The following is a 16,370-nucleotide window of genomic DNA, read 5'->3' as shown; positions in this document are numbered from 1 at the left end:
TCACGGGCTGCCGTCGCGCAGCGAATGGATCATGCTCCGCAGCAGCCGGAGCGCGGCTGACTGCTCGCGTTCGGTCATCCCGGCCAGCATCCTGACCTCGACGGACCGGACCGCCACGGTCGCCTTCGCCAGGCTCCGCCGGCCGCGCGGCGTGAGCCGTGTCGGCAGCGCCTTGCCGACGGGTGCCGCCGAGGGCCTGGTCACGAAGCCATCCCGTTCCAGGGTCTGGAGCAGCACGTTCATCGACTGCCGGGTGACGAACGCGCCCCGCGCGAGCTCGGAGTTCGACAGGCCCGGCCGTTGCGCCAGCAGCTCGAGGCAGGAGTAGTGCGTCACGCTCATCCCGAGCGGCCGTAGCACCTCCTCCATCGCCGCGCGCAGCGCGCTGGACGCCTCCTTCAGCAGGTAGCCCAGTGACGTCTGGAGGTCGACCCCGTCTTGCGTCATGTCAGTATTCTGACATACAGTGAGTCGTGTCAGAAAACTGACATGACTAGGAGGAGGATCACCATGCCCGTCACCGGCCCAGACTTCATCTCGCTCCAGGCGCGCGACCTCGACGCGTCGCGGACGTTCTACGAGCGGTACCTCGGCCTCGTCCGCTCGCCGGCCGGACCGCCACACGCCGTCGTCTTCGAGACCAAGCCGATCGCGTTCGCCCTCCGCGACGTCGTCGCCGGCACCGATCTCGACGCCGTCGCCCAGCCCGGCATCGGCGCCGCGATCTGGCTGCACGCCACCGACGTCCAGGCCATTCACGACGCGCTGGTCGCCGACGGCCACCCCATCGTCACCGCACCGATCGACGGCCCCTTCGGCCGGACGTTCACCTTCGCCGACCCCGACGGCTACCAGATCACGCTGCACGACCGCGCCTGACCTGCGTCGATCCGCGCACTCTCGCTGGTTCGAGATGACATCATCACCCGCATGGTGCGACGGTGGAGCTTGCTCGTGGTCGGTCTGGTCCTCGCCGGGTGTTCGAGCGAGTCCGGGCCGGACGTGGACAGCCTGACGGTGTCCGCGTCCGCGAAGGTCGAGCTGTCGGGCCCGGCCCGGCTCTCCCCGGACGCCACCAAGGTGCTGGCGCTGACCGCCCGCCCGTGCGTGCGCGACCTGGACGGCGCCGACGAGGTGTGCGTCGATGAGGACGTCGACGCCGACCTGGCCAACGCCGCCTGGTCGCCGGACGGCACCAAGCTGGTGTTCACCGACGACTTCTGGAAGTACATGCGCGAGCCCGACGTCTGGGTGTTCGACGTCACCTCCGGCGAACTGCGCGCACTCACCGACGACGGCGTCGACGACTTCGACCTGTCCGGCCCCAACGAGGGCGCCGACCTCGACGTGCTGCCGTCCTGGTCGACCGACGGCGAGGACATCCTGTTCGTCCGGGGACAGGCGAAGGCGGACACCGCCGAGCTGATGTCCGTGCCGGCCGACGGCGGCGAGCCGTCGACCCTGCGCGAGATCGACTGCGAGCTGACCGACGTCGCCGGCTTGGCGTGGTCGGCCTCCCGGGTGGCCTGGACCTGCGGCCTCGACTCGCCCGAGGTGTTCCTCGCCGACCACACCGGCGGCGAGGCGCAGCGGGCGGTGCCCGGCGAGGGCGGCCAGGACCGGATGCTGCTGTCGTTCTCCCCGGACGGTGAATGGCTGCTGGTCGACTCGTTCGCCCAGTACGGCCAGTACGCCCAGCCGGCGGGTGGCCAGGCACTGGTCGTGCCGGCCGACGGCGGCGACCCGGTGCCGCTGGCCGACAAGGCCGGCTACCCGACGTGGTCGCCCGAAGGGCACGCGCTCGCCTACATCGCCGTACCGGACAAGCTGATGGTCCTCGCCGAGCCGGCCGGCGAGCCGGCGGAGTTGCGCACGGCCAAGGCCTTCAGCGCGCCCGACGACCGGCGGCTGGCCTGGGCGGCCGACCGCATCCTGCTCAACGCCGACCGCGAACCGGTGTTGCTCACCCTCACCGAGTGACCGCGCTCGACATGCGGCCGGTGTTCGGGAAACGTACGATCTGAGGCCATTCACCCGCTTGTCTGTTGCTGTCGTTCTGGTCGCGCCGACGACGGTAATGACGATTCTGGGAAGGTGCGCTGCCTTCCCCGGGTGGGAAAGGTCTGACTGTGCCGACCAAACGACAGGTACCCCGGCCTCGGGACCGGATCATCGGCGCCCGCCTACGGGCGATACGCAAGCAGCGAACGACGTTGTCGCTCGAGGCGGCGGCGAAACTGCTCGGCTGGGGACTGTCGACGATGTCCCGAATAGAGAACGGGCAGTGTCGCATCACCATGGAGCACGTGGCGATCATCCTGACCGCGTACCGCATTCCCGCCACGGAACGGGACGACCTGCTCGCCGAGGCACGCGCGGAGGACGTGTCGGGTTGGTGGGACCGCCCACTTCCCGGCGTACCAACCGAAATGGGCACCCTGGCAAGCTACGCCGCCGACGCCACCAGCCTCACCAACTGGGCGGTGTCGGTCGTGCCTGGTCTACTCCAGATCGAGGAGTACGCCATGGCGGTGATGTTCTCCGAGGACGTGCCACCGGATGTCGCGGAGTTGCGTTGGTTCGCTCGGCGTAGCCGGCAGAAGATCCTCGGCACGCTGGACTACGCGGCCTTCATCTGCGAAACCGCACTGCGGACGCCGTTCGGCGGTCGGGAGGGTTTGCGCAAACAGTTGCAGCACTTGCTAGATGCCCGTGAGCGCGGGATCGCCGTCCGAGTCGTGCCAGCACATCTGCCGTTCGGGCTGGTCACCCACTCCTGGCTCTACATGACCTTCCCCAACACAACACCCGTGGTGAACGTCGAGGTCGCCGAGGGTGGGGTCTACTTGCACGACGACCAGGCGGCGCCCTATGTCAAGGTACTGGCCAAGCTGGATCGTCTAGCCCTTCCCACCTCCGGAAGCCAGAATAGGCTTCGGGAGATCCTGAAGGAGGTCTGATCGTGGACTGGCGCGTATCGAGTTTCAGCGGAGCTGGCGGCGATTGTGTGCAGGTGCGGCGGGATCTGGCCGCTGTGCGGGACAGCAAGAACCTCGCCGGCCCCGAGTTGACCGTCGACCTGTCCCACCTGCTGGCAACGCTCAAGGCCGCCGACCCGGCTCGGTAAATGCGAAGAAGGCGTCCTTCATTGCGTTCACCGCGACGAAGGACGCCTTCATTGCACGAAAAGGTCAGGAGATGCGGCGGCGGAAGGCGTAGGTCGCGGCGATGATGCCGGCGACCAGGATGCCGGCGCACCAGGCCAGCGCCTGCCAGCCGCTGTTGCCCATCGGCTGGTCGAGCAGCAGCGCCCGCATCGTCTCGATGATCGGGGTCATCGGCTGGTTCTCGGCGAACCCGTGGATCCACGTCGGCATCGTGTCGATCGGCACGAACGCGCTGCTCGGGTAGGGCAGGAACATCACGAAGAAGCCGAACCCGTTGGCCGCCTCGGCCGACCGCGTCACCACGCCGACCGCGGCCGACACCCACGAGAACGCGAGTACGAACAACAGCAGCAATCCGATCGCGGCCAACAGCTCCAGCGGGCCCGCCTCCGGCCGGAAGCCGATCAGCAACGCCACCGCGAGCACCAGCACCGTGGACATCAGGTTCCGCGCCATACTGGAGATCACGTGCCCGCCGAGCACCGCGGCACCCTTGATGTCCATGGACCGGAAGCGGTCCATGATGCCGCCGTTCATGTCCTGGGTCACCGCGACCGCCGTCAGCGACGAGCCGAACCCGGCACACAGGATGATCACGCCGGGCACCACGTAGGTGACGTACTCGGTCCCGGTCTGGATCGCGCCGCCGAACAGGTACACGAACAGCAGCATCAGCATCACCGGCAGGAACAGCGCGGTGAACAACGCGTCCATGTTCCGGATGGACAGCCGGATCGAACGCGCGAGCATGACCTTCGCGTCGCCGGCAAGCGACGGTGGGCGCAGGGCTGTCTCAGACACCGGCGGTCTCCTTCTCCGGCTGGGTGGTGTGCCCGGTCAGGGCGAGGAACACGTCGTCGAGCGTCGCGCTGTGCACGGTGAACCGCGCGAGCGCGCGCCGGCTCGGGTCCAGCTCGTCGAGCAGCGCGCGCACGTGGCCTGCGCTGCCGTCGGTGGCGACCGAGAACGTCAGCCGGTCGGGCGCCAGTTGGATCGCCAGCGGACCGAGGTGGTTGATCAGCTGGGTGAACGCGTGCCGGTCGGCCGCGACCAGGTCGAGGCGGTGCCCGGCGACCTGCTGCTTGAGCTCGACCGCGGTGCCCTTGGCGACGATCTTGCCGCCGTCGACCACGGCGATCTGGTCGGCGAGCCGGTCGGCCTCCTCCAGGTACTGGGTGGTCAGGAAGATCGTCACGCCGGCGCGGGTCAGCTCGGTGACCACTTCCCACACCTGCTGGCGGCTGCGCGGGTCCAGGCCGGTCGTCGGCTCGTCGAGGAAGATCACCTCCGGCCGCGCGATCAGGCTGACGGCCAGGTCAAGACGCCTGCGCATGCCGCCGGAGTAGGTGCCGACCCGCCGGGAGCCGGCCTCGACCAGGTCGAACTGGGCGAGCAGCTCGGTGGCCCGCGCGGCCGCCCGCGCCCTGGGCAGCCGGCACAGCCTGGCCATCATCCGCAGGTTCTCCGCGCCGGTCTGCAGCTCGTCGATCGCGGTGTCCTGGCCGGTGAGGCTGATGCTGCGGCGAACCTTCGAGCGGTCGGCGCGGATGTCGTAGCCGGCGACCCTGGCGGCGCCGGCGTCGGCCGGCAGCAGGGTGGTCAGGATCCGCACGGTCGTGGTCTTGCCGGCGCCGTTGGGCCCGAGCAGGGCGAACACGCTGCCCCGGGCGACCGCGAGGTCGACCCCGCGCAGCACGTGTAGGTCGCCGTAGGACTTCTCGAGGCCGGTAGCCTCGATCGCTGGAAGGTCTGGCATGTGGGGTACCCCCTGTTAGCGTCTTCTGTGTACGAGATAAACGCTACTGCGTAGGATGTAAACAGTACATCAGGGTAAAACCCTGATATGGAGTTCGGGGTAGGACCAGGGTCATGGGTGCGGACACGACCGGCGGCAGCGGCCTGCCGGCCAGCTTCGAGCAGGCGTGGGGAGTGCGGGAGCGCCCGACCAAGGGCCCCAAGCCTGGTCTGAGCCTGGAACAGGTGGTTCAGGCAGGCGTGCGGGTGGCGCGGGCCGACGGGTTCGGCGCGGTGTCCATGAGCCGGGTGGCCAAGGAGGTCGGCACCTCGGCGATGGCGCTGTACCGGTACGTGGCGTCCAAGGACGAGCTGCTGATGCTGATGGTCGACGAGATCGTCGGCTCGGTCGAGTTCACCGTCGGGGACGGCGGTTGGCGGGCCGAGCTCACCGGGTGGTCCTGGGCCGAGCTGGACGTCTACCGCGAGCACCCGTGGGTGCTACAGGTGCCGATCAACGGCCCGCCGGTCACCCCGAAGACCATCGCGTTCGTCGAACAGGGACTGCGCTGCCTGGCCGGCACCTCGCTCACGCCGGGGGACAAGATCTCGGCGATCCTGACCCTCACCAGCTTCACCCGCGCGTGGGCCATGCTCATCACCCAGCTCGACATCGCCTTCACCACCGCCGAGCACCAGACGATGCACGACTACGAGCAGACCCTCATCGCGGTCACCACCCGCGAGGAGTTCCCCGCGCTGTACGAGGTGCTCGACGTCAACGGCTTCTCCCCGTCGGACAACAACGAGACCGTCGCCGACGACTTCGTCTTCGGGCTCGAGCGGCTGCTGGACGGGTTCGAGGCGCTGATGAGGACACGCGCTGTCTGAATTGTCTTACCTTGGTCATATGTTCGGTCGCTAACGTCGAAGCCATGCCCCACGCCAGAGCCGCCTGCGCGGCAAGTCTCGCCGCGCTGCTGGCCGGTGTCGCGTTGATGCTCTCGCTGCACGTGATCCCGCCGACCAGCCAGATCGACCCGGTCCGGCGCACGCTCAGCCAGTACGCGCTCGGCGAGGGCAAGTGGGCCTTCGACGTGTCCGTGCTGCTGATCGCGCTCGGCTCGGCGCTGGGGTTCTACGCGCTGATCCGCAACCGGGTGGTGGCGCCGCGCTCGGCCGGGGTCGTGCTCGGCTCGCTGTGGATCGTGAGCCTGCTGGCGGTGGTGTACTTCACCAAGACGGACTGGTCGGTCGGGCCGTCGATCGGCGGCACCATCCACCGCTACGCCAGCGTGGTCGCGTTCGTGTCGCTGCCGCTGGCGGTGTTGGTGATCGCCAGGGCCGCGTTCCCCGACCGGCTCGGCTGGCGGCTGGCCGCGCAGGGGTTCGGCGTGCTGGCGCTCGGGTTCTTCTCGCTGATCGTGATCGGCGTCATCCGGATGGGCGCCGGGGGCGGGCCGTGGTGGCTGTTCGTGCCGCTCGGGCTGGTGGAGCGGGCGATCGCGTTCAGCGCGGTCGCCGCGATCGTCGTGGTGGTGCTCGGGTCGCTGGTGCGGCCGGTCAAATCAGGTGAACTGAGCACCGCGGCGGCCTAGCCTGCGTCGGCATGATGTCGATGAACCAGGTGCTCGCGTTCGCCGCGTTGACGGTGGTGTTGGTGCTGTTGCCAGGGCCGAGCGTGTTGTTCGCCATCGGCCGGGCGCTGAGCGTCGGGCGGCGGGCGGCGCTGCTGACCGTCGCGGGCAACGCGGGTGGTTGCTATCTGCAGGTGGTCGCGGTGGCGTTGGGCGTCGGCACGGTCGTCGAGCGGTCGGCCGCGGTGTTCACCGTGGTCAAGCTGGCCGGCGCGGCGTACCTGGTCTTCCTCGGCGTGCAGGCGATCCGGCACCGGCGGCGGGTCACCGACGCGTTGCGGTCGACCCCGGTGCACTCGGCGGGCCGGTCGCTGCGCGACGGGTTCGTGGTCGGCTTGCTGAACCCGAAGTCGATCGTGTTCTTCGTGGTCGCGCTGCCGCAGTTCACCGACCCGGCGGCGGGCAACGTGCCGGTGCAGATGTTGCTGCTCGGGGCGCTGTTCCCGCTGGTCGCGCTGGTGCTCGACAGCGGATGGGCGCTGGTGGCGGCCACCGCGCGGTCGTGGTTCGCCCGCTCGCCCCGGCGCCTGGAGCTGGTCGGCGGCGCGGGCGGCCTGATGATGATCGGCCTCGGCACCAGCCTCGCCATCTCCGGCCGCAGGGACTAGCACGCCAACAGCGCGGATCGGGTCACGGTGACACCCCTTCCCCGGGATGGCGCAGGGTAGTGAACGTTCCCGGTTCCGCTACCGTTTCCCTGACCCGGCCGACATGCGGCCGGCGAACAAATGTTCTAATGTTGCGTCCCGCAGCGTTTGTGATGATCAAAGGAGCGTGAGGGTGTCTTCCCCAACGAGCGAGTCCGCAGCGACGCCCGAAGAGCAGCCGGCGACCCCGGCCGAGACCCCCACCGAGGCCTCCGCTGAGGCCCCGGCCGAGGCGCCGAAGAAGCGCGGTCGCAAGCCGGGCAGCACCGCCCGCAAGACCCGCACGGTCGAGCTGACCCTCACGGTCACCGGCACCCTCGACGGCGAGTGGCAGGCCGAGCTGACCCAGTCCGGCAGCCGCCTGCTGCAGGGCCTGTCCGTGCCGGCCGCCGCCGTGTCCCGCGCGGCCGCCGAGCTGCACGAGGACATCTCCAAGGCCATCGAGTCGGTGCTCGACACCGCGCGCGAGCAGCACAAGTCGCGGCTGGTCGAGCTGGAGGCCGAGCTGAGCAAGGTCAAGCAGGCCCTCGCCGACCTCCAGGACTGAGGGGAACGACGATCATGGCCTACTCCGCAGCGGAGGACCGCTACGAGCGGATGACCTACCGCCGCAGTGGCGAAAGCGGCCTGGTGCTGCCGGCGATCTCCCTCGGCCTGTGGCAGAACTTCGGCACCGAGGTCCCGCTCGAGCAGTGCCGGGCGATCGTGCGCCGGGCCTTCGACCGCGGCGTGACCCACTTCGACCTGGCCAACAACTACGGCCCGCCCTACGGGTCGGCCGAGTCGAACTTCGGCGCGCTGCTGGCCTCGGACCTGCGCCCCTACCGCGACGAGCTGGTCATCTCCACCAAGGCCGGCTACGACATGTGGCCCGGTCCGTACGGTCAGGGCGGCGGCTCGCGCAAGTACGTGCTGTCCAGCCTCGACCAGAGCCTGTCCCGGCTGGGCCTGGACTACGTCGACATCTTCTACTCCCACCGGTTCGACCCGGACACCCCGCTGGCCGAGACCATGGGTGCGTTGGCGTCGGCGGTCCAGCAGGGCAAGGCGCTCTACGTCGGCATCTCCTCCTACTCCCCGGCCAGGACCAGGGAGGCGCGGGAGCTGCTCGCCGGCCTCGGCGTGCCGCTGCTGATCCACCAGCCGTCGTACTCGATGCTCAACCGCTGGATCGAGCCCGACCTGCTCGACACGCTCGGCGAGCTCGGCGTCGGCTGCATCGGGTTCTCGCCGCTGGCGCAGGGGATGCTGACCGACCGCTACCTCGACGGCATCCCCGACGGCTCCCGCGCCAGCCGGCCGGGCTCGCTGTCGCAGGACATGCTCAGCGAGCAGAACCTGACCAGGATCCGCGCGCTGAACGTGATCGCCGGTGGCCGCGGCCAGACGCTGGCGCAGCTGGCGCTCGCGTGGACGCTGCGCGACCAGCGGATGACCTCCACGCTGATCGGCGCGTCGAGCGTGCGCCAGCTCGACGACAACCTCGACGCGCTGGACTCCCTCACGCTGACCGCCGACGAGCTGGCCGAGATCGACCGGTACGCGGTGGACAGCGGGGTCAACCTGTGGGCGAGGTCGTCGGCGACATGATCGCGGCATGATCGCGGTGGTCGGGTCGTGCAACGTCGACTTCGTCGTCCCGGTGGCGGCGTTGCCCGGCCCGGGGGAGACCGTGCTCGGCGGTGACCATCTGCGCACGCCAGGGGGCAAGGGCGCCAACCAGTCGGTGGCGGCCGCGCGGTTGGGCAGCGAGGTCGCCTTCGTCGGCCGGGTGGGCGACGACGAGCTGGCGGCCACGATCACCACCGCACTGGCCGATGCCGGAGTGCGCCTGTCGTGGCTGCGCGCCGTGCCGGACACCCCGAGCGGCATCGCGCTGATCACCGTGGCCGACGGCGGGGAGAACACGATCGCGGTGAGCCCCGGCGCGAACGCCCGGCTGAGCGTCGAGGACATCGCCGAGGCGTCCACGCTGCTGGCAGAGGCGGCGGTGACGTTGGTACAGCTGGAGATCGCCCCCGAGGTGGTCGCCGCGACCGTCGCCGCCGCCCGTGGCCGGCTGGTCCTCAACCCGGCCCCGGCAAGACCGCTGCCGCCGTCCTTACTGTCCGAAGTAGACGTCCTGGTGCCGAACCGCTCAGAACTGGCACTGTTGGCCGGAAAACCCGAACCGTCCACTGTGGATGAAGCGGCCGAGCTGGCCCGCTCGCTGTCCGGCCCACAGGCGGTAGTGGTCACCCTGGGCGCAGACGGCGCACTGGTGGTCGACGGCGGACGAACAACACACGTCCCGTCGATCCCCGTCGATGCGGTCGACGCCACCGGCGCCGGCGACTCGTTCTGCGGCGCACTGGCCGACGGCCTGGCCCGCGGCCAGTCCCTGGACGAGGCCACCGCATGGGCCGTCCGAGTAGCCGGAATCGCCACCACCCGCTGGGGCGCCCAGTCCGGCATGCCAACCCGCCCCCAAGCCGAACAACACCCCTAACCCCACCCCGCCCCGGCCGACCCGGTCCGCTCCCGACCCAGCCCGACCCAGCCCCGGTCCGGCCCGGCCCGGCCCCGCCCAAGTGCAGCGAAGGGTCCCTTCGCTGCACTGGACGCAGTGAAGGGACCCTTCGCTGCGGTGCCCAGGGACTCGCGGGCGGCGTCAGTCCAGGATCCGGCCCTGGGCCACCAACCTGGTCAGCCGGTCCCGCCACCACGCGGCCCGCTCGTCGTCGGCGATCTCGTACCGGTCAAGCAGCCCCTGGTCCGGCGTCGGCGGCACCGGCGAGACCGGCAGGTACCCGTCGACCGGCCGCAGCGACCGCGCGGGCCCGACCAGGTCGTCGGTCAGCAGGGACAACGTGCCGAGACCACAGGCGAAGTCCAACGTCGGCAACGCACCCGCCAACGCTAGCCCCGCCGCGAGCCCGACACTGGTCTCCAACGCCGAGGACACCACACACGGCAACCCACACGCCTCCGCCACCCGCAACGCCCGCCGCACCCCACCCAGCGGCGTGCACTTGATGACCGCGACATCCGCCGCCTCCGCCACCGCGACCCGCAACGGATCCTCCGCCCGGCGGATCGACTCGTCGGCCGCGATCCGCACCCCAACCCGCCGACGCACCGCGGCCAACTCGTCGACCGTCCCGCAGGGCTGCTCGACGTACTCCAGCCCACCGGCCGCCCGCTCCAACTGCGGAATCACCCGCACCGCGGTGTCCACATCCCAGAAACCGTTGGCATCACAGCGAACCGCGCCCGCCGGACCGAGCGCGTCGCGCACCGCGGCCAACCGCTCGATGTCCTCGCCCAGCGAGTCGGGATGGTCGGCGACCTTCACCTTCACCGTGGCACAACCCGACTTCGCCACGATCTCACCCGCCGCCGCCGGGCCGACCGCCGGCACCGTCGCGTTGATCGGGATCCGGCCACGGACCGGGTCCGGCCAGCCGACCGTGCACGCCTCGATCGCCGCGGTCAGCCAGGACGCCGACTCGCGGTCGTCGTACTCGGGGAACGCGGAGAACTCGCCCCAGCCAGCCGGCCCCTCGATCAGCATGCCCTCGCGCACGTCGATGCCACGGAACCGCGTGGTCAGCGGAACGGCGAACGTGCGCGCGTCCTGGAAGTCGATCATCGTCTTCATCGACGTTAACGCTAGTCGACGTCCGCTCGGTACGATCCGGTGATCGTTTCACCCGAACGGGAAGGTGAACGCACATGACGAGGCAGCACGACGGCGTGACGCCCTCGGTGGTCGATCGATTCCCCGCCAAACATCTGGCAAAACCCGAGATCAGAGCCCTCCCCGAACCGCCGGCGTCGACCTGGCGGATCATCGGCCCAGGGATCATCGCCGCCGGGGTCGGTCTGGCCTCCGGCGAGTTCATCCTCTTTCCCTACATCGCCTCGCAGGTCGGGTTGGTCTTCGTCTGGGCGGCGTTGCTCGGCCTGGCCACCCAGTACTTCATCAACATGGAGATCGAGCGGTACACGCTGGCCACCGGCGAGACCGCGCTCACCGGGTTCAGCCGGTTCTGGCGGCACTGGGGTCTGGTGTTCGCGATCCTCACCCTGCTGGCGAACCTGTGGCCCGGCTGGGCGAGCTCATCGGCGACGCTGGTCACCTACCTGTGGGGCGGTGACGTCAAATGGATCACGCTCGGCATGCTGGTGGCGATCGGCCTGATCCTCACGCTCGCGCCGGTGGTCTACGTCGTACTCGAACGCGCCGAGATGCTCAAGGTCGCGGCCGTGCTCGTGCTGGTGATCGTCGGCGCGATCGTCGCGATCACCGCGCAGGCGTGGGGCGACGTGCCGAAGATAATCACCGAGGCGTCCATCCCGGTCGAGCCGCTCGGGTTCGCACTGCTGCTCGGCGCGCTGGCCTTCGCCGGGGGCGGTGGCGGGCAGAACCTGGTGCAGAGCAACTGGATCCGGGACAAGGGCTTCGGCATGGGCCGCTACGTGCCGCGGATCACGAGCCCGGTGACCGGCAAGCCAGAGGCCGCGCCGAGTACCGGTTTCATCTTCGAACCGACCGAGGAGAACCTCGGCCACTGGCGGGCGTGGTGGCGGTTCGCCAACCGTGAGCAGCTGTACACCTTCGTGCTGATCACGTTCCTGTCCATCACGTTCACCTCGCTGCTGGCGTACTCCACGGTGTTCGGCCGCGCCGACCTGCCGAACGGGATCGGCTTCCTGCAGATCGAGGGCGAGGTGCTCAGCGAGACCGTCGGCGCGTGGTTCGGCACGTTCTTCTGGGTGGTCGGCGCGTTGGCGTTGTTCGCGGCCGCACTGGGCATTGTGGACTATTCGGCACGACTGGTCGCCGACGTCCTCAAGACCGCCTACGCACCGAAGGCGAAGGAGAGTTCGCTCTACTTCGTAATCGTGTGGGTGCTGGTCGCGGTCGGCTGCGTCATCATGGTCGCCGGGTTCGCGCAACCGTTGGTGCTGCTGGTGATCTCGGCATCGGTCGGCGGCGTGATGATGTTCATCTACTCGGCGCTGCTGTTGTTGCTCAACCGCACGGTGTTGCCGCCGGAGATCAGGATCAGGGGTTTCCGGGTCGGTGTGCTGGTGTGGTCGTTCGGGCTGTTCGGCGTGCTGAGCGTGCTGACGGTCATCGATCAGGTGAAGAAGTTCTGACCGCCCGGTCGACGAGGTCGTCGACCGGCTCGGTCATGTCCAGTACGACGCCACGCTCGTCCGCGCCAAGCGGTTCGAGCGTGGCGTACTGGGAGTCGACCAGCGACACGGGCATGAAGTGGTCGGTCCGCCCGGCGACCCGCACCCGTGCCGTGGTCGGGTCGCCGTCCAGGTGCACGAAGAACGCGTCCGGCGCCTGCTCGCGCAGCACGTCGCGGTAGTGCCGGCGCAGCGCCGAGGAGGTGGCGACCGCCCCGGTGTCCCGATGTTCGGCCAGCCAGGTGCCGATGGCGCGCAACCACGGCAGCCGATCGGCGTCGGTCAACGGCGTGCCGGCGCTCATCTTGGCGATGTTGGCCGCGCTGTGGAAGTCGTCGGCGTCCCGGAACGGCACCCGCAACCGCGCCGCGAGCGCCTCCCCGACAGTGGTCTTCCCCGACCCCGTAACCCCCATCACCACGAGCAACATGGCCCCCACCCTAAAGCAGCCGCGCTACGGGCGGTCGGGGTCGAGTTCGGCGAGCAGTTCGGCCAGTTGGCGGGTGAGGGCCTGTTCGGTGCCGGGGAGCAGGGTCACCCAGTCCTTCTTCCGCATCGCCAGATACCGACCGCCCGGGTTGTCATAAACACTGACGACATAGGACGCCCGCCGCCGCCCGCCACCGACCCGGGTGCGCGCGGCCCCGAACTGCCCCTGCCGAACGACGTCGCCGAACACGTCGGTGACCTTGCGCGCCTCGGACCTGCCGAGCCCCTGGGCCACCAGCGCCCGCGCGAACCGGTCCCGGTCGGCGCCCGCCGCGCTGGCGGCCCGGTCGAGAGCGGTGGCCGGCAGGGAGACCGAGCCGCCGGTCCCCGCCGGGTGGGCCGGCAGCAGCCGAACGGCCTCGGCCACCATCTGGTCGGGGTTGACCGCCCAGAGCGTCAGGGACTCCTCACCGAGAACCGCCACGGTGGCACTGCGCCCGGCGCGGGCCAGCAGCGCCGAGGTCCGCGGGCCCTGGGTCGACAGCCACAGCCGGGCGTCGAGCTCCCACTCCGGCCGGGCGAGGCGGGCAAGCCGCCGCGCGAGCCGATCGTCGAGACTGTCGGGGTGACCGAGCCCTTTGGCGGTGAGCGAAGCCCACGCCGTGGCCCGCAGCTCCGCGCGCTCGTCGGGAGTGACCCCGGGCGAGGGCACGGTGAGCACCGGCTGAAAAGGGCCGAGCCGCAGGTGCTCCCACAGCACGTCGTACTCCAGCTGGCTGAGCGTGGTTCGTTGTCCCATCGTGGTCGCTAGCCGTCGTGACCGATGACCGGTGGCGAGGTGGGTGGGGTGTCGTCCCAGAAGTCGTCGTGGTGGCCGCGGAGGTACTCGGGGGAGGTGTGTTCCTTGTCCTCCTCGTCCCGGGCGCCGGTACCCAACGGGCCGAACCCGGCACCCGGGGCTCCACCGCGGGCACCCGCCGCGGTGCCACGGACGGCGGCGTTCTCGGCGGCCAGCGCCCCCGCGCCGATCCGCCCCGGGGCGCCTCCCGGGCTTCCGCCGCCGGGCGCTCCGCCGATGCCACGCGAACCTCCCGCACCACCGCCCACGCCGCCGGAGCCGCCACTACCGCCCGCACCGCCGCGACCACCTGCACCGCTACCACCGAACAACCCGCCGCGGCTGGGCGAACCGCCCCCACCGGACGAACCGCCGCGGCCGGGCATGTCACCGCTGCCAGACGGCCGGCCGGCCGTCGGGTCGGTCAGTATCCCGGCGACCGGCGAGATCGAGCCGGAGGTTGTCGGACCCGGCGTGCTGGGCCCGCTGATCGGCAGCGCCTGCTCGGCCGTCGGCACGCCCTGCGGCAGAGTGGCGCGCCCATCGGGCCCCACGGGAGATGACGTGGATCCGGAAGGTCCGCCCGAACCAGCACCCGATCCACCGGCGGCATCACCACCGGAGCGATCGTCGCTGACCGAGGCGCCGTCGACGAAGCCGCCCGCACGGCCACCCACAATGGCCCGCTCCGCGACGCCGGCGCTGATCTCCGGCGGTTCGGTGAACGTGCCGGCGGTGTTCCGCGAGTCCTCGTTGTTCACCGTGTAGGCGTTCATCAGCTCGACCGCCAACTGCTTGGCGGCCCGGGCCCGGTACTCGGCGGAGTCCGCGTCGACCATGCCCGCGACGATCGCGACGAAGCCGCCGAAGGTCCCTACCCGGGACGGCACGTGCACCGGCTCGGGCATCGAGTGCGACGTCCTGGCGAAACTGTCGGCGATCTGCTGCAGGCTCGCCTTGGTCTGCTCGGCCGCGGCAACGGTGTCCTGCGTCCACTTGCTCAACGGGGACACCCGCTCGGCCATGGCGGCGGCGGCCGAGCCCTCCCAGGAGACGCCGACCTCCTGGTTCAACCGGTCGATCCGGTGCTGCGAGTCGCTCATCACGGTGGCGAAGTTGCGCCATCCCGGATCGGCCCGCGCGATCACCGACGCACCGATGGCCCAGGTCCGAACCATGTCGTAGATCACCACATGATCGAACCCCTCCCAGCGATAGCCAAGAACCCCTCTGCCCACCACGCTCATCACGAACCCCCAATCACGACGCCACCAACGTGCTCATGATCGAGGCGGCGAATTGATGAGCATATTCACAGACCGGCGGCACACCAGGCCGATCGCCGTCCAACCCCACCTGGACGTCGAGATACTGATCATCGGCGACATCGACGCCGATGAAACAAATGTCGGTGTCACTGTTCCGTATCGTGAAGATGTAGGCCGGAAAGCCCTCGATCGGCTCGGCTGACGTCGTCTCGACGTTCCGATCTTTCCTGGCCTCGACGCCCTCGAACGTCACCAGGACCGCGTCCATGTAGCCGATCTCGCCGTACCAGGCACATTCGATCGCGCCACGTTTGGTCCTACCCGGCTCTCCAGGTTTGTGCAGGTAGAAGTCGCCGTAGTCCGCCTCCGGAAGGAGAGTGCACGGGTCGATTCCATCCAGCTTGAGCTCACGCGGCCGCATCGGCGATGGCGCTGAGGTCTCCTCGGAACTGTTGGCGTCCAACGTGTTCGACGAACCGGGCTGGGGCTCGCCGGCGGATGTGCTGGTACAACCAGCAACCAGCCAGGCGAGTAGCAGGACGACCAGAGATGTGGCGCGTCGCGTGGGGTCTCTCACGCTGGCTCCTGGCGGAACGTGTGCGCGTTGTCGGCCTCGATCAGCCCGTAGGACACCGCGCTGTCGTGCAGGTTTTCGACGATGGCAGTGAGCCGATCAACGTAGGCGTCGACCGCGTTGACCGCGTCCTGCCCGTTCTGCGACATCCAGAACATGGTGTCCTTGCTGCACGGGTCGTTGCCGGGAGGGTCGATCTCGGCAACGTCGCGGCCCTCCGTTCGCCGCCACGTGCGGATCCGGTCGCGTTCCTCTTCGAGACCCTGTTTTAGCCGCAGGAGATTGTCCGGAGTGACGATCATGCGGGCGGGCCCGCTCGGGGCCTCGGCGCCGGTGTCGATATACATCGTGAGGATTGCCTCCCTCGCGCGTGCCGGTGTAACGCGCCAGCAGCAAGAAATCTTAGCGCAGGAAAGTTGTTTCGGCGGCGAGTTGAACAATCTCTATAGCGCGGTCCTTGCGTACCTGAACGGGCTAATGGTGCCTATATTAACCAGTTTCTGGTTGCTCATTGATCATGGGAATTCTGACGGGGTAACCCACCTGGGTGAGAATCTCCGAGAGGGTGGTGACCGGGCGTCGGATGTGGCCGCGGTGGAAGAGCAGGCGCTCACCGTGCACTGGATGGCGAGTCGAAGATCACCGGGAGGATCGCGCGGCGACTCGAACGCCATCCAGCGCTGCTGGGCGGGTTCGTCGTGTTGATGTTTCAGCCGGATGTGGTGCACATCGAAAGGCCGCTGTCCGGGATGTTTCCCGGCGACCCGGCGGCGGTGACGGAATATGGGCTGGCCACCGAAAGGTCGGCGACCTTGCCACTGGTCGAGCGGGAGTCACACGATCTGCTGCTGGCCATCAAATGCCCGAGCGGCCCGGTGCTGGCGTTTCGCAC

At 69.5% G+C, this 16,370-nt stretch carries 20 protein-coding genes; 11 read left to right on the top strand and 9 right to left on the bottom strand.

The annotated features are described in order from the left end of the window. Positions 1-447: a MarR family winged helix-turn-helix transcriptional regulator gene (locus ACYVIP_RS36475; RefSeq protein ID WP_460404870.1), complete on the bottom strand. Its 447-nt coding sequence runs from the start codon at positions 445-447 to the stop codon at positions 1-3. A gap of 63 nt (positions 448-510) precedes the next feature. Here ACYVIP_RS36475 and ACYVIP_RS36470 point away from each other — a divergent pair, with 63 nt between their 5' ends. From ACYVIP_RS36470 to ACYVIP_RS36455, 4 genes are all read left to right on the top strand, one after another. Next, positions 511-879: a VOC family protein gene (locus ACYVIP_RS36470; RefSeq protein ID WP_460404868.1), complete on the top strand. Its 369-nt coding sequence runs from the start codon at positions 511-513 to the stop codon at positions 877-879. Positions 880-930: 51 nt separating this feature from the next. Continuing rightward, positions 931-1,980, top strand: coding sequence for a TolB family protein (locus ACYVIP_RS36465; protein WP_460404866.1), 1,050 nt, complete (start codon positions 931-933; stop codon positions 1,978-1,980). Between the two features lie 149 nt (positions 1,981-2,129). Beyond that, entirely contained in the window at positions 2,130-2,960 is an 831-nt protein-coding gene (locus ACYVIP_RS36460; protein WP_460404864.1) for a helix-turn-helix domain-containing protein, read from the top strand. 2 nt (positions 2,961-2,962) lie between these two features. After that, positions 2,963-3,127: a DUF397 domain-containing protein gene (locus ACYVIP_RS36455; protein ID WP_460404862.1), complete on the top strand. Its 165-nt coding sequence runs from the start codon at positions 2,963-2,965 to the stop codon at positions 3,125-3,127. Between the two features lie 64 nt (positions 3,128-3,191). Here the strand turns inward: ACYVIP_RS36455 and ACYVIP_RS36450 are convergent, their stop codons facing one another. Next, positions 3,192-3,968 carry an ABC transporter permease gene (locus ACYVIP_RS36450; protein WP_460404860.1) on the bottom strand — a complete coding sequence of 259 codons (777 nt, stop codon included), beginning with the start codon at positions 3,966-3,968 and terminating at the stop codon, positions 3,192-3,194. Continuing rightward, positions 3,961-4,923, bottom strand: coding sequence for an ATP-binding cassette domain-containing protein (locus tag ACYVIP_RS36445; protein WP_460404858.1), 963 nt, complete (start codon positions 4,921-4,923; stop codon positions 3,961-3,963). The genes ACYVIP_RS36450 and ACYVIP_RS36445 overlap by 8 nt, the downstream gene beginning before the upstream one ends. A gap of 113 nt (positions 4,924-5,036) precedes the next feature. Here ACYVIP_RS36445 and ACYVIP_RS36440 point away from each other — a divergent pair, with 113 nt between their 5' ends. From ACYVIP_RS36440 to ACYVIP_RS36415, 6 genes are all read left to right on the top strand, one after another. Then, positions 5,037-5,792 (top strand): TetR/AcrR family transcriptional regulator, encoded by a 756-nt coding sequence (locus ACYVIP_RS36440; RefSeq protein ID WP_460404856.1) that lies wholly within the window; start codon positions 5,037-5,039, stop codon positions 5,790-5,792. Between the two features lie 44 nt (positions 5,793-5,836). Beyond that, positions 5,837-6,499 (top strand): DUF998 domain-containing protein, encoded by a 663-nt coding sequence (locus ACYVIP_RS36435; RefSeq protein ID WP_460404854.1) that lies wholly within the window; start codon positions 5,837-5,839, stop codon positions 6,497-6,499. Between the two features lie 11 nt (positions 6,500-6,510). Continuing rightward, positions 6,511-7,146, top strand: coding sequence for a LysE family translocator (locus tag ACYVIP_RS36430; RefSeq protein WP_460404852.1), 636 nt, complete (start codon positions 6,511-6,513; stop codon positions 7,144-7,146). 172 nt (positions 7,147-7,318) lie between these two features. Next, on the top strand, positions 7,319-7,732 hold the full coding sequence (locus ACYVIP_RS36425; protein ID WP_460404850.1) for a DUF6319 family protein: 414 nt from the start codon (positions 7,319-7,321) through the stop codon (positions 7,730-7,732). A gap of 14 nt (positions 7,733-7,746) precedes the next feature. Further along, positions 7,747-8,775 (top strand): L-glyceraldehyde 3-phosphate reductase, encoded by a 1,029-nt coding sequence (gene mgrA, locus ACYVIP_RS36420; RefSeq protein ID WP_460404848.1) that lies wholly within the window; start codon positions 7,747-7,749, stop codon positions 8,773-8,775. A 7-nt stretch (positions 8,776-8,782) separates the two neighbouring features. Beyond that, entirely contained in the window at positions 8,783-9,673 is an 891-nt protein-coding gene (locus ACYVIP_RS36415) for a ribokinase (protein ID WP_460404846.1), read from the top strand. 162 nt (positions 9,674-9,835) lie between these two features. On the opposite strand, the gene ACYVIP_RS36410 is transcribed toward ACYVIP_RS36415, so the two are convergent. Then, the gene (locus ACYVIP_RS36410; protein WP_460404844.1) at positions 9,836-10,825 is read right to left on the bottom strand and encodes an o-succinylbenzoate synthase; all 990 of its coding nucleotides are present in this window, start codon (positions 10,823-10,825) and stop codon (positions 9,836-9,838) included. A 74-nt stretch (positions 10,826-10,899) separates the two neighbouring features. On the opposite strand from ACYVIP_RS36410, the gene ACYVIP_RS36405 reads away from it, so the two are divergent. Further along, entirely contained in the window at positions 10,900-12,330 is a 1,431-nt protein-coding gene (locus ACYVIP_RS36405; protein ID WP_460404842.1) for an Nramp family divalent metal transporter, read from the top strand. On the opposite strand, the gene ACYVIP_RS36400 is transcribed toward ACYVIP_RS36405, so the two are convergent. The 5 genes from ACYVIP_RS36400 to ACYVIP_RS36380 all read right to left on the bottom strand — a co-directional run bounded on the left by ACYVIP_RS36400 (position 12,305) and on the right by ACYVIP_RS36380 (position 15,825). Further along, a complete protein-coding gene (locus ACYVIP_RS36400) occupies positions 12,305-12,799 on the bottom strand; it encodes a gluconokinase (RefSeq protein WP_460404840.1) in 495 nt (164 codons plus the stop codon). The two genes, ACYVIP_RS36405 and ACYVIP_RS36400, sit on opposite strands and share 26 nt — an antisense overlap. A 24-nt stretch (positions 12,800-12,823) precedes the next feature. Beyond that, the gene (locus ACYVIP_RS36395) at positions 12,824-13,597 is read right to left on the bottom strand and encodes an ESX secretion-associated protein EspG (protein WP_460404838.1); all 774 of its coding nucleotides are present in this window, start codon (positions 13,595-13,597) and stop codon (positions 12,824-12,826) included. An 8-nt stretch (positions 13,598-13,605) separates the two neighbouring features. After that, positions 13,606-14,826 carry a PPE domain-containing protein gene (locus ACYVIP_RS36390; RefSeq protein WP_460404836.1) on the bottom strand — a complete coding sequence of 407 codons (1,221 nt, stop codon included), beginning with the start codon at positions 14,824-14,826 and terminating at the stop codon, positions 13,606-13,608. Between the two features lie 70 nt (positions 14,827-14,896). Then, positions 14,897-15,481 (bottom strand): DUF3558 domain-containing protein, encoded by a 585-nt coding sequence (locus ACYVIP_RS36385; protein WP_460404834.1) that lies wholly within the window; start codon positions 15,479-15,481, stop codon positions 14,897-14,899. Beyond that, the gene (locus tag ACYVIP_RS36380) at positions 15,478-15,825 is read right to left on the bottom strand and encodes a PE domain-containing protein (RefSeq protein ID WP_460404832.1); all 348 of its coding nucleotides are present in this window, start codon (positions 15,823-15,825) and stop codon (positions 15,478-15,480) included. Before ACYVIP_RS36380 ends, ACYVIP_RS36385 begins: the two co-directional genes overlap by 4 nt. Positions 15,826-16,370 lie beyond the last annotated feature (545 nt).

The sequence above is a fragment of the Actinophytocola sediminis genome (assembly GCF_054779715.1).
Note: the sequence above shows the minus strand (reverse complement) of the source record. Positions and strands in the feature narration are given on the sequence as shown.

Coding starts and splice junctions, on each gene's coding strand:
- ACYVIP_RS36415 (WP_460404846.1), top strand. CDS start 8,783: ATGATCGCGGTGGTCGGGTCGTGCAACGTCGACTTCGTCGTCCCGGTG.
- ACYVIP_RS36410 (WP_460404844.1), bottom strand. CDS start 10,825: ATGAAGACGATGATCGACTTCCAGGACGCGCGCACGTTCGCCGTTCCG.
- ACYVIP_RS36430 (WP_460404852.1), top strand. CDS start 6,511: ATGATGTCGATGAACCAGGTGCTCGCGTTCGCCGCGTTGACGGTGGTG.
- ACYVIP_RS36445 (WP_460404858.1), bottom strand. CDS start 4,923: ATGCCAGACCTTCCAGCGATCGAGGCTACCGGCCTCGAGAAGTCCTAC.
- ACYVIP_RS36380 (WP_460404832.1), bottom strand. CDS start 15,825: ATGTATATCGACACCGGCGCCGAGGCCCCGAGCGGGCCCGCCCGCATG.
- ACYVIP_RS36405 (WP_460404842.1), top strand. CDS start 10,900: ATGACGAGGCAGCACGACGGCGTGACGCCCTCGGTGGTCGATCGATTC.
- ACYVIP_RS36395 (WP_460404838.1), bottom strand. CDS start 13,597: ATGGGACAACGAACCACGCTCAGCCAGCTGGAGTACGACGTGCTGTGG.
- ACYVIP_RS36435 (WP_460404854.1), top strand. CDS start 5,837: ATGCCCCACGCCAGAGCCGCCTGCGCGGCAAGTCTCGCCGCGCTGCTG.
- ACYVIP_RS36465 (WP_460404866.1), top strand. CDS start 931: ATGGTGCGACGGTGGAGCTTGCTCGTGGTCGGTCTGGTCCTCGCCGGG.
- mgrA (WP_460404848.1), top strand. CDS start 7,747: ATGGCCTACTCCGCAGCGGAGGACCGCTACGAGCGGATGACCTACCGC.
- ACYVIP_RS36440 (WP_460404856.1), top strand. CDS start 5,037: ATGGGTGCGGACACGACCGGCGGCAGCGGCCTGCCGGCCAGCTTCGAG.
- ACYVIP_RS36475 (WP_460404870.1), bottom strand. CDS start 447: ATGACGCAAGACGGGGTCGACCTCCAGACGTCACTGGGCTACCTGCTG.
- ACYVIP_RS36470 (WP_460404868.1), top strand. CDS start 511: ATGCCCGTCACCGGCCCAGACTTCATCTCGCTCCAGGCGCGCGACCTC.
- ACYVIP_RS36400 (WP_460404840.1), bottom strand. CDS start 12,799: ATGTTGCTCGTGGTGATGGGGGTTACGGGGTCGGGGAAGACCACTGTC.